Source organism: Candidatus Tisiphia endosymbiont of Micropterix aruncella, assembly GCF_965178575.1.
Lineage (GTDB): Bacteria > Pseudomonadota > Alphaproteobacteria > Rickettsiales > Rickettsiaceae > Tisiphia.
In genome coordinates, this window is record NZ_OZ238268.1 from 26,551 (window position 1) to 41,456 (window position 14,906).

A 14,906-nucleotide genomic window follows, 5' to 3' on the forward strand; every position below is an offset into this window, starting at 1 on the left:
CGTGGGGGTCACTAATATACACATGTGCATCAACTATTGGTTATAGCTTTTAAATTACCCTACCATGTGTAATTTGTTTGACAACCGCAAAATAATTTGATAAATATAAATAACTAAGTTAGTATTAATACCAATTCCCAAATTAAGTTAGTTACTCGGAAACTAGCTGAACTGTTAAAATTTTGTGATGCTAATTTCAATAAACTTCTTGCAGAGTTCGTTTATGTGTAAGAATTTAAAGAAGCCACGGAATCTCGACTCGCAGCGTACTCAAATTCCGTTACGGATTCGAGCCTAGACACGACGAATAAATTACCAACAGAAGTAGAATTATGCAAGAAATCTAATCATTCGAGTAGTAGTCTAACCTTAATCTTTAAGTAACTTGACTTTCGTAGGTTTCGTGATTCTCCCAGTTTTTAAAGCAATAGACCTATTTCAAAACTAGCTATGAAAGGAATTTTTACTAAAAAATTAATCAAAAAATCGTAAGTAGTACTAGTGTACATGAGGATTCCTTCGATTGATTCTAACAACAAAATGACCTAGAAAGAATAAAGTTTCTAGAAAAGTCTGATCTTAACTAATCTAAAAAAAATAGGTATGACCCAAAATACAGTTACTAACAATAAGGAATCATCTGATAATCATTACAATAATAGTATCAAGTACGATAGTCCTAATAAAGATGGTATTGTTACCATCAATCTTAAACAATTAAAGCGTAAATCACCTGAAGAGTTACAAATACAAGCAGAAAATCTTAATATTGAGAACTCTAGTGCTTTGCTAAAACAAGAGCTAGTCTTTGCTATACTCAAGAAATCTGTTGAACAAGGTGATTTGATTTCAGGGGAAGGTGTATTGGAAATTCTACCTGATGGATTTGGCTTTCTTAGGTCTCCAGAGGTAAATTACTCCGCCGGTCCTGATGATATTTATATTTCCCCAAGTCAGATTCGTCGTTTTGGACTACGTACAGGGGACACGGTAGAAGGGCAAATTAGAGCTCCAAAACCAGGAGAACGTTATTTTGCCTTGTTAAAAGTAAACAAAGTTAATTTTGAAGATCCGTCTAAGGCCTATCATAGAGTACATTTCGATAATTTAACGCCACTTTATCCTGAAGAAAAATTATCCCTAGAGCTAGAAGATAATAGTAAGGATTTTAGTACAAGAATAATTGAATTGGTTGCTCCTATGGGTAAAGGACAACGTGCGTTGATTGTTGCTCCACCAAGAACGGGTAAAACTGTTCTATTACAAAATATAGCTCATGCTATTACTACCAATAATCCAGAAGTATTTTTAATTGTTTTGTTAATCGACGAACGCCCAGAAGAAGTTACTGATATGCAGCGTTCAGTACGTGGTGAAGTAGTTAGCTCAACTTTTGATGAACCAGCTATTAGGCACGTTCAGCTTGCAGAAATGGTTATTGAGAAAGCTAAAAGGTTAGTAGAGCATAAAAGAGATGTGGTAATATTGGTTGACGCAATAACAAGACTTGCTAGAGCTTATAACACTGTTGTACCCTCGTCTGGTAAAGTTCTTACAGGAGGGGTTGATGCAAATGCATTACAACGACCAAAAAGATTCTTTGGAGCGGCAAGAAATATTGAAAATGGTGGTTCATTAACTATAATAGGAACTGCTTTAATTGATACAGGTTCGCGTATGGACGAGGTGATCTTTGAAGAATTTAAAGGTACTGGTAATTCTGAAATAGTTCTCGATCGTAAAATAGCTGATAAACGTATTTACCCTGCGATTGATATTACTAAATCTGGTACACGTAAAGAGGAGCTATTGGTTGATAAAGCCATTTTAACCAAAATGTGGATTCTTCGTAGAATCATTAACCCAATGGGAACTATCGATGCAGCAGAATTTTTAATTGATAAACTTAAAAACACTAAAACTAATACAGAATTTTTTGATTCAATGAATTCATAAAATACGCGAATTCGGGATAAGAATTTGTCAATTCTTATCCCAAATTCGGTGGAATTATGGAAACAATCAGATTTGAGACGGCTCTGCATCTGATTGTTAAATTAATATTTTGCTAAAAACATGATTTTAAAAGATTAAAATCATGTTTTTAGCTTTAGAAAGGTTTAAAATGCATTCGCAAAACCGCTTTAAGAATGCATTTTTCCTTATATTAAAGCCAATTCTAGATAAGAATTAACTAATTCTTATCTAGAATTGTGGTATAAAATGCTTTTCAGGAGGAAGTATGGCTAAAAGAACAAAAATTGCTTTAATTGGTGGGGGAAAGATTGGCGGAACACTTGCACATTTGATAGCCTTTAGAGAACTTGCTGATATAGTTATGTTTGATTTATCTGAAGGTCCTTCGCAGGGTAAGACTTTAGACATATCACAAGCTGGAACAATTACCGGATCAGATATAATTGCCAAAGGTACTAACGATTATAAAGACATAGAAGGTTCAGATGCTATAATTGTTACAGCTGGAGTACCACGTTCACCCGGAATGAGTCGTGATGATTTAATTAATGTTAATACTACTGTTATAAAAACTGTGGCTAGCAACATTAAGCAATATGCACCGAACGCTTTTGTTATTGTTATAACCAATCCACTTGACGCTATGGTTTACGTAATGTTAAAGGAAAGTGGACTAGCTAGCAATATGGTGGTTGGTATGGCTGGAGTGCTTGATTCATCAAGATTTAACTTTTTCTTAGCCAATGAATTTAATGTTTCCGTAGAAAATGTTAGTAGTTTTGTACTTGGAGGTCATGGTGACTCAATGGTTCCTTTGGTTAGATATTCGACAATTAACGGCATACCAGTTTTAGATTTAGTAGAAATGGGGTGGTCGACGAAAGAACGTATTAATGCGATAATAGATCGCACAAAAAATGGTGGTGGAGAAATTGTTTCACTACTTAAAAATGGTTCTGCCTATTACGCTCCGGCAACTTCTGCTATTGAAATGTTAGAGAGTTATCTAAAAGATAAACGTAAAATATTAAGTTGTGCTGCTTATCTCCAAGGGGAATATGGAGTAAAAGATATGTATGTCGGAGTACCAGTTATTATTGGTAAAAATGGTGTAGAAAAAATAGTGGAAATAAAATTAAATAATGAAGAGCAAGATCTATTTAATAAATCAGTAGATGGAGTTAGAAAATTAATTGAATCAGTTAAGTTGTAATACCATTTCCCAAAACTAAATTGCTACTCGGAGTACGAATGTCGAGTACCGGAGTGTACTACTAGTACGTGAGGAACGGAGATCATGAAGTACGACGACGTGATGATTAGTTTTCGGACATGGTATAAATTTTTTGTCTAGATTACAGATATGCTAAGTATAATTTCACCAGCTAAGACTCAGGATTTCATCTCTGAAATACCGGATTTACTATATACAGAACCGCATTTCCTTACTAAAATGCAGTATCTCTTACAGATATGTAAAAGCCTATCGCAAAATCAGATCAAGCAGATAATGAATGTAAGTAGCAAACTGGCTGAGCTTAATTATCATAGATTTCAAGATTTCGATAACCATCCTCAAAAGCAAGCGATATTTGCCTATGATGGGGATGTTTATGATAATATTGATAGACGAAGTTTCTCTAAAGAGCAATGGGATTTCTTGCAAGGACACACGTTAATTATATCAGGTTTATATGGACCACTAAGAGTTTTAGATAAAATAAAACCCTATAGGCTAGAAATGTCAACAAAATTGCCAAATTTAGAAAAATTATCCAGTTTTTGGCAAATTGATATTACCAATTACCTAAATCAAATATTAGCAACTCACCAAAATAAATATCTAATCAACCTAGCCTCTAATGAATATTCCTCTGCCATAAATCAAAATGATCTTAAATATCCAATAATTAATATATATTTTAAAGAAATAAGAAATAATAAATTACAAATAATAGCTATAAACACCAAGAAAGCTAGGGGCAGCATGATTAACTTTATTGCAGAAAATCTTATAGACCTACCTGAAAAATTAAAACAATTCTCTAAGCAAAACTATTACTATAGTGAAACTGAGTCTTCCGATAAAGATTGGGTATTTATTAAAAATGAGTTGTAATATTACAACTACATTTAAATTTAAAGATAATAACTTGCAATTATATATTAGTTATATTTAAATTCTTTACTACTCTGATTATTATTTATTAGTAGTTTATAAAATAGTAGTATCTATGCAATTTAACCGTAACAGAGCAATTATTGGTTTTCTTAAAAACAATGAAGAACAAAAATTTACCTCTTATCAAATAGCAGAATGGCTAGCAAAAACTTATCCTGAAGAATGCAAGAAAAAAGCAGAAAAAAGTAAAAACAAATTGCTGTGTAATACAACTGATCAATTAAAAAGAGAAAAAATTATTATAACACTCTTTAGTGGAGAAATGACTAAAGAACGTAATGAAGCCATACAAAAACAAGAGCCTGGTATTAAAATAACACAAGAGTGTCCGCGTAAATATTATTTTACTAAAAAAACTGATCAAGCGGAGATAGAAGACGCTGAAAAATGGTCGAATATAAAAGAAAAAGAGGTGTATCTAAAGCTTTCAGAATTTCTTTGGGATGAGCTTAGTATTTATAACATGACTATTAATGATAAACGTTCTTCAAATCGTAGTGGTACTAATGCTAATAAATGGTTATATCCCGACCTAGTGGGAATGAAGGCTATGACGAACGATTGGGCAGAGCCGATCAAAGATTGTGTCAAACAATATGCGGATATAAAAGCTAAACTTTGGTCTTTTGAGGTGAAAGTAAAAATTAATCACTCCAATGTACGAGAATCTTTTTTTCAAGCACTATCAAATTCGTCATGGGCTCACTATGGATATTTAGTAGCTTTCTCTCTAGTAGAAAGCAAGGATAGTAACACTTCTCGTGAACTGGAAATTCTTTCTGCTAGGCACGGTATAGGATTTATTTTATTAAACATAAACGAATCCGAAAAAGGTCGAATACTAATTCCTGCTAAAGAAAGATTAGAGATTGATTGGAATATGGCTAATAGGCTAGTTAAAGAAAATTCGGATTTTGAACATTTTATAAAAGAAGTAACTTCTTTTTATAAAACCGGAGAAACTAAACGCTCCGACTGGAAAAATGTGAATTAACCTCAGTTCGATGTAAGAATAATTATTATTCTCTGCACGCTCGATGTCATCCCTGCAAAGGCAGGGATCTAAAAATGTTTAAGCACTTAATCCTTGCTACTTCTTTAGACCCCTGCCTACGCAGGGGTGACATCACCCACAATAGAGATGATACTGGGTCTAGCACTTGTTACATCGAATTCAGGTTAAATTATTAATTTTTGTATTAGAGTATAGCTAGGCAGTATCGTTAGCCTAATTTAGAATTTCCCAGTCGAACCAAATCCACCAATACCTCTAGATGTTTCATCTAACGAATCAACCTCATCCCATAATATCTGCTCATATCTAGCGATAACCATCTGAGCAATTTTCATACCACGTTCAATTATAAAATCTTCTTGAGCATGATTAATTAAAATTACCTTTATCTCACCACGATAATCAGCATCAATTGTACCAGGTGAATTCAGCACGGTAACGCCATGTTTTAGTGCTAAACCTGATCTTGGTCTGATTTGAGCTTCTAAATGACTAGGTAATGCTATACAAATTCCCGTGGGTACTAACTTTACTTCTTGTGGTTTTATAGTTATTGGTTCAATATTTGCTGCTACTAGATCCATACCAGCACTATGTTCAGTAGCATAACTGGGCAAAATATCTACAGAATGTTCTAATTTTTTAATTTTAACTTTAATGTTCATAAATATAATATTTTTTAGGATGATATTGATCAGCTTGATTACTTAGACTCCAACTTTACTTAATCCTCTTACCATTGGCATCATAAATTTCGATCTTTTCAAGCTTATCTGCCTCTTTATACGGATAAGTAACCCTAGCTGTAATATAACCTCGGTTATTAGATATAGCCCCTTCAACTGGAGTACCTGCCACTTCCCATACTCCAAGAGTCACAACATCAAGTACTCCATGCCCAGCAGCTCTTAAATAATTCAAACCAGATTTTCTTGCCATAGCCCTATATGTTTCCATATATTTTCCATCTTCTTCTTGATGACGATCAACGATTTCCATACCATGAGATAGAAAACAACCTTTCGTTTGGCATTTAGTTATATCTGATACTGTAATACCTTCATTAGAAGCAGCTTTGTAGACAGAGCAGCTAGATAAAATTAGCATTATAATAAAAAGAAAAATATTAACTATATATTTACTAAACATTCATTACCCTAAAAATCAACAAATAGAACACTAACTCATCCTACGGTTATAGCACTGAACTATTTATATTTCTACAATTATTTTATATTGCATGGTTAATACCAGTTACTTCTTCACTCATATATTTATTATTTTATTTTAACTTTTCTATTTCTTTAATACATCAACGGTTAGTGATTATACAACCTTGCTGATTGTCAGATAGTTTCTTACAGATAGCTTTAGCTTGGCTTATACTTTGGTAGTTACCTACTAATACTAAATAGAAAAAACTTCCTGTACTAGATTGTATCTTCTTAATATTTACTACCGTATTATTAAGGATTTTTGCATATTTTTTTTTGATTCTTTCTCCTTCTTGATTAGCTTCTGATTCAGATTTTACCGAGGCTAGTTGAATTTTATAACCGCCTTGATTTGACTTATTTAACTGTGTTTCATCAATTTTGCGATGTGATTCAGTAACTTTTATGACATTTAAACCAGCTTTATTATTAGATTGTTGAACTACTGGAACAGATTTTTGTTCTATTAAATTCTCTTTTTGCACCAAGTCATTTTTTATTATATTAGGCAAAATTGTTTCCGTTCCTTCTTCATCTTTACTTAGTTTGTGTTTTTCATACTTAGCTTGATCAGTTTCTACTATACTAAATAAAATCGTGTCTATCGAGTCAAGTTCTTCATCACTTTCTGCTAGTTTTTGTTTAGCGATATTTAATGGCTTTTCCGGTTCAGGTTGTAATATTACAGGTTTGTTGGTCTTTTTTTGTTGTAAACTCTCATAAATTATATTATTCGCATTTGGTATTACTATCCCACCACTATCTTGTGGTTTAATTTTTGTAGGTGATGGATCAGGGTAAATTGTTACTACTTGGCCACTATTTCGGCTGTAATTAGTATAAACTAAATATGTAATACCACTAATTATTGAGAGAATAATTAGTAAGAGTAAAGTGCGGTTAGTCATCAACTTATAAATTACAATACTTCATTACATTTTATTCATAGGCGTTACCCCTATAACACCAAAACCAACTTTTATAATCTTTTGAATAGACTTTGCTAAAGCAAGCCGAGCAGTGGTTAACTCTATATTATCTTCAATTAGAAACCGATAATCATTATTTTCTTTGCCAAAATTCCATAAAGCATGGAATTTTGAAGCCAAATTAATCAGATAAAAAGTTACTCTGTGGGGTTCAAAATATTTCGCCGAAATCTCTAAAACTTTTGACCATGAAGCAAGAAGTTTAATTATTTCTATTTCCTCTTCGCTGGAAAGTAACGACAAGTCATACTCATTTTCTAGGAATTTACTATATGCTTTTGGCATGGATTCTTTAGCTTTTTCCAGTATAGACATTGTCCTAACATGAGCATATTGTACGTAAAATACAGGATTATCTTTTGATTGTTCTTTTACTTTTACTAGGTCGAAGTCAAGAGTAATATCATTTTTACGGGTTAGCATTATAAATCTTATTATATCTTTACCTACCTCATTTGTTACATCTCGTACACTAGTAAAATTACCGCTACGTTTTGACATTTTTATAGCGATACCGTTTTCAACAAAATTTACTAACTGGCAAATCTTAACATCAACTTTAACTTTTTTCCCACCAAGAGCTTTAACTATTGCCTCAATTCTTTTTACGTAACCACAATGATCTGCACCTAGAATATAAACTAGATGATTAAAACCACGATCTATTTTATCCTTAGCGTAAGCTAAATCAGAGGCAAAATATGACCAACTACCGTCAGATTTTTCTATTGGTCTATCTTGATTATCACCAAAAGCCGTAGATTTAAACAATTTCTGAGTTCTTGAATCCCAAGATTCATCTATTTTACCTTTAGGAGGGGGCAACTGCCCCTCATATATTAGTCCCATTTTAGTAAGCATTTGTACAACTTCATCAATCTTACCACTATCATGCAGTGACTTTTCCGAGAAGAATACCTCGTGTTCAATATCTAGCTCCTTTAAATCCTGCTTAATTATAGCTAACATTTCTTCTACTGCAAAATCCTTAACAAGTTCATGACGTTGCCTATCGTTCATTGTTAATAATTTATCACCAAATTTTTCCACCAACTTTTGTCCAACATCTACCAAATATTCTCCAGGATAAAGCCCTTCTGGTATTACGATCTCTTCTTTTGTTAACGCTTGTTTATAGCGTAGAATAACTGAACTAGCTAAGTCATCCACTTGAGAGCCGGCATCATTAAGGTAATATTCTTTGGTCACAATATAGCCTGTACTATCTAGAACTTTGGCTAAAGCATCACCATAAACAGCCCCTCTAGCATGACCAATATGCATAGGACCAGTTGGATTTGCAGATACATATTCAATATTAACCTTTTGATTATTACCAAAATTAATCTTAAAAAAATCCTCCTTATCCAGCAATATGTCATTGATAGAGTTATGCCACATATCTGCTTTGATAGTAAAGTTAATAAATCCTGGACCAGCAACTTCTATAGACGCAATATACGGAAGAGGCGTTAATATTTCCTTAAATCTAATAGCTAGTTCCTTGGGTTTAATATTTTGTTTTGCAGCAATAATCATAGCTATATTACTTGAAAGATCACCATTGAGATTATCTTTAGGAATTTCTATAGCCGCCAATTGTAACACATCTTCATTATCGCATATTTGTCTAGCTGCACTAATGATATCTTCACGTAATTTATTAAATATATTCATAAATCAAATATTATTAAAATTGAAGGAATAAAGATCTTGATATTCTTGAATAGCAAAGCGATCCGTCATGCCAGCGATATAATCTGCTACTATATCAGCTTTGGATTTTATATCCCCTGGTATAATTAATTCTTTCCAACTAAATGGTAATAAATCAATATCATCCATATATACTCTAAATAACCCTTGTATAATGTTTTGACACTTTAAAGTTATAGAGGTCAGTTTATTATGTTTATATACTTTATTATACAAGAATTGTCTAATTGCTGTTATATGTTCTTTTGTCTCGTCAGTAAAATCAACAATCTGATAATCAAGATGTCGTATATCAGCTGTTGTAGTTATTTTCTGTTTTTGTAAGTTATCATTTGTTTGTAGCAATAGATCGGTAATTAAATCACTCATTAATTTACGTACGATTTCATAAATAAGACGAGAAGTTGTTATATCCTTAAACTTGGACTTAATTTCAAAAGCATATTGATCAATAAATTTAATTTCTGCTAGATGATTAAAATCAATAATCTTAGCACCAACACTATCTTCCAAATCATGAGAAATATAACTAATATCATCAGCTAATGAAGCAATTTGAGCTTCAGCTGAGGAATAGTGAGCTAAGTCAAGATCATGCTGTAAATCATACTCTACTATATATTTAGGTATGTTATTTATTAAAGGACCATTATGTTTAACAATTCCTTCTAGTACTTCCCATGTCAAATTTAATCCATTATAAGCCGCGTATCTTTTCTCTACTTTAGTAAGAATCTTTAATGAGTGAGCATTATGGGAAAATCCACCATAATCTTCCATACATTTATTTAGTGCTATCTCCCCGGCATGACCAAAAGGAGTATGCCCAAGATCATGAGCAAGGGCTACAGTTTCAGCTAAATCACTTGATAAATTAAGGGTGTTAGCAATAGAACGTGCAACCGTAGAAACTTCAATCGAATGAGTAAGGCGATTTCGATAATGATCCCCTTCATGATTAATAAAAACCTGGGTTTTATATTGTAAACGTCTGAAAGCCTTTGAATGAATTATACGATCCCGATCTCGTTCAAATTCATTTCTATAAGATGTAGGATATTCATTAAACAATCTCCCCCTACTCTTGGCTGGATCTACTGCATATGAAGCAAGCATATATTAACTCCTATTTAACAAAGCCAGTATAGAATCACCTACCAAGCTTTTCAAGGTTTTTAAATGAAACTCTTGCAAAATTAGGTTTTTAGGATTATTTTAAAGGTCTTTATAATATAAGATCATGTCAATAAAAGTTACTGATAATGCTTTTAAAAGAGTAGATGAGCTAATAAAATTAGAAAGTAATCCAAGTTTGGTTCTTAGAGTAGTTGTTGATGGTGGAGGCTGTTCTGGATTTGTTTATAATTACGCTCTCGTTCCAAGCAATGACATAACAAAAGATGACTGTATTATAGAAAAAGATAATATTAAAGTAGTTATCGATGAAATATCTCAGCAGTTTATGGTTGATTGTATAATAGATTTTATCGAAGAATTAGGTAGTTCCTATTTTGAAATTAGAAATCCCAATGCAAAAACTAAGTGTGGGTGTGGTAATTCATTCTCTGTATAACTGTATATACTGCTATGATTTCAAGAGTTGGGTAGACGAAGTTCACCGAGTATACTCTTTATACTTTGCAGGACTAACTCTCTTAAGTAAGTTAAGCCAAGCAATCCAGTCACGTTTGCCTAAATCTTCTTCAAATGACAATAAATCTTGCACGGATTTTTTACAAATTTCTTGAGATGGCAAGATTAACTCCTGATTTGTTGAACATGCTAAACATTGGGTCTTACATGCTTGCTCTAGATGATAAGTATAGAACATGGCTTCATGGATTGTTTTACCACAAGCTAACATTCCATGATTACGTAGAAACATAACATAATTTTGTCCAAGATCATCAAGCATTTTATTACTTTGATTAGATTTAAGTAGAAGAGAGTTATAGTCATGATAAGATAGTTTTTCATAAAAATGCAACGCCCATTGACTTATGGGCATCAATCCAACTCGCATGGATGATACAGCAACAGTTGCTGGAGTATGTAGATGAAAGATAGATAAAATGTCTGCTCTTTTTTTGTATATATTACCGTGAGTGACGTAGCCGGTTTCATTGTAACTATCTTCGCTACCCTCTAGAACTGTTCCATCGAAACCAACCCGCAGTAGATTATCACTAGTTACTTCTTCAAACCTTAAACCAAAAGGATAAATATAGTAAAAATCCGCCCCTTCAGGTCTTGCAGATAGATGTGTATAAGTATGGTCATCTAAGGCCAAAATCGCAAGAATTTGATATGCAGAAGCCAAGTTAAATTTGATCTCTTCTAAAGTCATTGTTATCTTAGTTTAAGCTTATACATTACTATTTTGAAATACTTTTAATTTGAATTCAGGAATCACTGCAAACAAATGATCAAAAATATCGGTTTGAATATCTTCATATATATCCCTTCTTGTTTCATTAGTAAAGACGTATAATTCTATTGGTAAACCATTAGGGGTTGGAGCTAACTGACGTACCAAAAATGTAAAATTTTGTTTATATATTGCAGGGTGATTTTTAAGATATTCTTTTACATATAATCTAAATATTTTTATGTTTGTTATATCACCATCTATAGATTCCAAATCCACTTTATTCATTACTTCCTTTGCAAGATATGGCGATTTTTTTAATTCCTGTATAAATACAGTTGGGACAAGTACAATACTATTTATATCAATACAAATTGCTCTCTGAATCTTTCTTGCCACTGATTCAGTTATGCCACGCCAATTTACTACATTAGTTGTTAAAAGACTAGATGTCGGTATTGTTGAAATAGTTTGATCGGCATTTTTAATCTTAACTACTGTAATAGTAATTTTTTCTACAGTACCTTCAATATTATACTGATGAACAGTAACAAAATCACCAATTCGTATTATATCCTGAGAAACAAGTTGTAAGCTTGCCAACAAACCTGTAACAGTATCTTTAAATAGGAAGGTTAACAATGCTGCTGCTGCTCCTAAACTAGTAAAAAATGCAGCAAGGGAAATATTCAAAATACTAGAAATAATTATAATGATAGCAACAGAGACAATAAGTATTTTTGATATTTGTGTGTATAAACTTAAATAGGCTTGTACAGAAGTTGCCATTTTGTTTCGATAAATATCGGCAAAAGCCTCTATAAGAGATAGGGTTAGCAGTGTAACGAAGCTACCTGTATAGAGTGTTATTACAATATTCTTAATACTAATTATCCAATGTGGAGTAGGAAATGCCTGTAAGATATTGCCCCAAAATATAAGGTATAAACTTAGCAATGTATGTAATAAATAGGTGTATATAGAATATTTTTTAAATATTTTTTCATAATCATGATGCCGTTTATTAATATAGTTTTTTATCATTGAAAATATTACTGTCTTAATAACGATAATCAGTGGAATGATTGAAACTATCATAATTATTAACATTAAAGTTTCTTTATCGTATTTGTGATAAAGATTCCATAAATACTGTGTCATATAAACCTTTTTGATATTTGTTCATTGTATGATATTAATTAGCCAACTATTAGTCTAATTAATTTGATGATTTAGTTAATATTTTTTCCAACACTTGCAATCTATCAAGTTGGTGTATATAATTAACCTCAACTATCGATGTAATAAATTAATAGTAGGCTCAAGTAATCATCACCAGTAGGGGTGATGTCACCCTTGCTGCCATTATGTCACCCCTACTCACCATTATGTCATCCCTGCTTCGGTGCGGGATCTAAAAAAATAGCCAAGAAAACTATTAGACTTTTTTAGACCCCTGCCTACGCAGGGGTGACATAAAAGGAGAGACAGGGACACCCTAGGCTATAAAACCGATGTCTTACATCGAATTGAAGTTAATTACCGTATGCTCTTCCCAAATATCAATCCTGTTATTTTTTCTATTGGATCATTTACCGTTTATTGGTACTCCATGGCTTATGTTTTGGGTATAATAGTTGGGTGGTTCTATGCTTATAAAATTATAAAAAAATTCGACATTGGTGTTACCGCGACAACTTTAGAAAATTTTGTTACTTGGGCTATTCTTGGCATCGTAATAGGTGGTAGATTAGGCTATGTGTTACTATATAATCCAATTAAATATTTTTCTGATCCTATTCTCATTTTAAAAAGCTATGAAGGCGGTATGTCATTTCATGGGGGTATGATTGGTTTAATCGTGTCTAGTTGTTTTTTCTGCCGCAAGTATAAAATTAACCCCTTGCTTTTAAGCGATATATTAGCTACAGTTTCTCCCATCGGTTTATTTCTAGGTAGAATAGCCAATTTTATTAATGGTGAATTATATGGCAGAGCGACTAAAATGCCGTGGGGAATGGTTTTTCCAAATAGTGATCTACAAATAAGACACCCCAGCCAACTTTATGAGGCCTTTTCTGAAGGAGCTATATTATTCTTAATTTTAGCTTATACCACTTTTAAATATAAAAGCATAAAGATTCATGGTTTGAATTTTGCTATATTTCTAATATTCTATTCTATATTTCGAATTATTACAGAAATGTTTCGTGAGCCAGATTACCACATAGGCTTTATTTTTAATAACTTAACTATGGGGCAAATTTTATCATTACCTATGCTAATACTAGGAATTTATTTAATAATACGAATTAGATGCCAATCGACTCCAAGATAAGAAAACTTATTGAACAAAATGGTAGTATTAAGCTTGATGAAATGATGTTCCAAGTAACGTCTGTATCCCCTTCTTCCTATTATCAAAAACAAAATAAGTTAGGTTGTCTAGGAGATTTTACCACAGCTCCAGAAATCTCTCAACTTTTTGGTGAAATGATAGCTCTATGGGCTATTGACCAATGGTATAAAATGGGATGCCCTCGAAAAACTAATTTAGTTGAACTAGGTCCTGGGCAAGGAGTATTAATGCGGGATTTGCTCAATGTTGCTAAATTAGTTCCAGAATTCTACCAATCCCTTTCAATAGAATTGATTGAAATTAATCCTCATTTTATCAAGAAACAGAAAACAAACCTCAAATTAGCTGGTTTACCTATTAAACACCATACAGCAATACAATATATATCTAAAATTCCTTCTATTATAATAGCGAATGAATTCTTTGACGCTATGCCAATTAAGCAATATATTAAAAGCAAAGAACTTTGGTACGAGTCAATACTTATCATTGACCCAACTGATGGTAAAATTAAGTTCGATAAGATAGAGCTTGGTAAAGAATTGCAACACTACTTACTGCAAGAACACTCAAACGCATATGACGGAGCAGTAATAGAAGAATCACCTAAATCATTAGAAATCATAAAATTTATTAGCAAGCATATAATGAAATTTGGTGGGGCTAGCTTAGTTATTGATTACGGTTATGATATAGATCCAATAAAAAGAATGCGTAACCAATATGACCCTACTTTACAAGCGATAAAAAATCATAAATATTGCCCACTGCTTGAAACTTTAGGAGAAGCTGACTTGTCAGCACATGTTGACTTCTATGCCTTAAAAACAATAGGCAAAGATATAGGAATAAATGTTTATGGATCAATAACACAACGTGATTTTCTAATTGCTAATGGTATATTATTACGAAGTAAACTATTGCAAAATAAATTACCTACTATAGAGGCAAATATAATAGCAAAACAAGTTGATAGGCTAATAGCTCCCAATAAAATGGGACTATTGTTTAAAGTATTGTGCCTTGTACAGGAGTAAGGTATAATTCCTTAATAACCTCAAATATTGATAAAAGAAAAAGTATAAT

The 14,906-nt window shown here is 32.4% G+C and carries 14 protein-coding genes; 7 read left to right on the plus strand and 7 right to left on the minus strand.

Annotation, left to right across the window (positions count from 1 at the left end):
* Positions 1-603: 603 nt before the first annotated feature.
* The 4 genes from rho to ACN1AG_RS00180 all read left to right on the plus strand — a co-directional run bounded on the left by rho (position 604) and on the right by ACN1AG_RS00180 (position 5,153).
* Complete coding sequence (rho, locus tag ACN1AG_RS00165) at positions 604-1,956, plus strand: transcription termination factor Rho (RefSeq protein ID WP_341757619.1); 1,353 nt, start codon at positions 604-606, stop codon at positions 1,954-1,956.
* A 286-nt stretch (positions 1,957-2,242) separates the two neighbouring features.
* The gene (mdh, locus tag ACN1AG_RS00170) at positions 2,243-3,190 is read left to right on the plus strand and encodes a malate dehydrogenase (protein WP_367363790.1); all 948 of its coding nucleotides are present in this window, start codon (positions 2,243-2,245) and stop codon (positions 3,188-3,190) included.
* Positions 3,191-3,340: 150 nt separating this feature from the next.
* Positions 3,341-4,096 carry a YaaA family protein gene (locus tag ACN1AG_RS00175; RefSeq protein WP_417905048.1) on the plus strand — a complete coding sequence of 252 codons (756 nt, stop codon included), beginning with the start codon at positions 3,341-3,343 and terminating at the stop codon, positions 4,094-4,096.
* A gap of 115 nt (positions 4,097-4,211) precedes the next feature.
* Positions 4,212-5,153 (plus strand): hypothetical protein, encoded by a 942-nt coding sequence (locus ACN1AG_RS00180; RefSeq protein WP_417905049.1) that lies wholly within the window; start codon positions 4,212-4,214, stop codon positions 5,151-5,153.
* A gap of 239 nt (positions 5,154-5,392) precedes the next feature.
* Here ACN1AG_RS00180 and dut read toward each other — a convergent pair whose 3' ends face one another.
* The 5 genes from dut to ACN1AG_RS00205 all read right to left on the minus strand — a co-directional run bounded on the left by dut (position 5,393) and on the right by ACN1AG_RS00205 (position 10,209).
* Positions 5,393-5,839, minus strand: coding sequence for a dUTP diphosphatase (gene dut / locus ACN1AG_RS00185; RefSeq protein ID WP_417905050.1), 447 nt, complete (start codon positions 5,837-5,839; stop codon positions 5,393-5,395).
* A 55-nt stretch (positions 5,840-5,894) separates the two neighbouring features.
* Positions 5,895-6,323 (minus strand): hypothetical protein, encoded by a 429-nt coding sequence (locus tag ACN1AG_RS00190; protein WP_417905051.1) that lies wholly within the window; start codon positions 6,321-6,323, stop codon positions 5,895-5,897.
* A gap of 163 nt (positions 6,324-6,486) precedes the next feature.
* On the minus strand, positions 6,487-7,296 hold the full coding sequence (locus ACN1AG_RS00195) for an SPOR domain-containing protein (protein ID WP_417905052.1): 810 nt from the start codon (positions 7,294-7,296) through the stop codon (positions 6,487-6,489).
* A 24-nt stretch (positions 7,297-7,320) separates the two neighbouring features.
* Positions 7,321-9,054 (minus strand): arginine--tRNA ligase, encoded by a 1,734-nt coding sequence (gene argS / locus ACN1AG_RS00200; RefSeq protein WP_417905053.1) that lies wholly within the window; start codon positions 9,052-9,054, stop codon positions 7,321-7,323.
* Positions 9,055-9,057: 3 nt separating this feature from the next.
* Positions 9,058-10,209: a deoxyguanosinetriphosphate triphosphohydrolase gene (locus ACN1AG_RS00205; protein ID WP_417905054.1), complete on the minus strand. Its 1,152-nt coding sequence runs from the start codon at positions 10,207-10,209 to the stop codon at positions 9,058-9,060.
* A 124-nt stretch (positions 10,210-10,333) separates the two neighbouring features.
* On the opposite strand from ACN1AG_RS00205, the gene erpA reads away from it, so the two are divergent.
* Positions 10,334-10,666: an iron-sulfur cluster insertion protein ErpA gene (gene erpA, locus ACN1AG_RS00210; RefSeq protein WP_341758105.1), complete on the plus strand. Its 333-nt coding sequence runs from the start codon at positions 10,334-10,336 to the stop codon at positions 10,664-10,666.
* Positions 10,667-10,708: 42 nt separating this feature from the next.
* On the opposite strand, the gene ACN1AG_RS00215 is transcribed toward erpA, so the two are convergent.
* Entirely contained in the window at positions 10,709-11,440 is a 732-nt protein-coding gene (locus ACN1AG_RS00215) for a class II aldolase/adducin family protein (RefSeq protein ID WP_417905055.1), read from the minus strand.
* A gap of 18 nt (positions 11,441-11,458) precedes the next feature.
* The gene (locus tag ACN1AG_RS00220) at positions 11,459-12,622 is read right to left on the minus strand and encodes a mechanosensitive ion channel family protein (protein ID WP_417905056.1); all 1,164 of its coding nucleotides are present in this window, start codon (positions 12,620-12,622) and stop codon (positions 11,459-11,461) included.
* Positions 12,623-13,007: 385 nt separating this feature from the next.
* On the opposite strand from ACN1AG_RS00220, the gene lgt reads away from it, so the two are divergent.
* Both lgt and ACN1AG_RS00230 read left to right on the plus strand, forming a co-directional pair.
* On the plus strand, positions 13,008-13,799 hold the full coding sequence (gene lgt, locus ACN1AG_RS00225; protein WP_417905057.1) for a prolipoprotein diacylglyceryl transferase: 792 nt from the start codon (positions 13,008-13,010) through the stop codon (positions 13,797-13,799).
* Positions 13,778-14,857, plus strand: a complete 1,080-nt coding sequence (locus ACN1AG_RS00230; protein WP_367363801.1) for a class I SAM-dependent methyltransferase — start codon at positions 13,778-13,780, stop codon at positions 14,855-14,857. Before lgt ends, ACN1AG_RS00230 begins: the two co-directional genes overlap by 22 nt.
* Positions 14,858-14,906 lie beyond the last annotated feature (49 nt).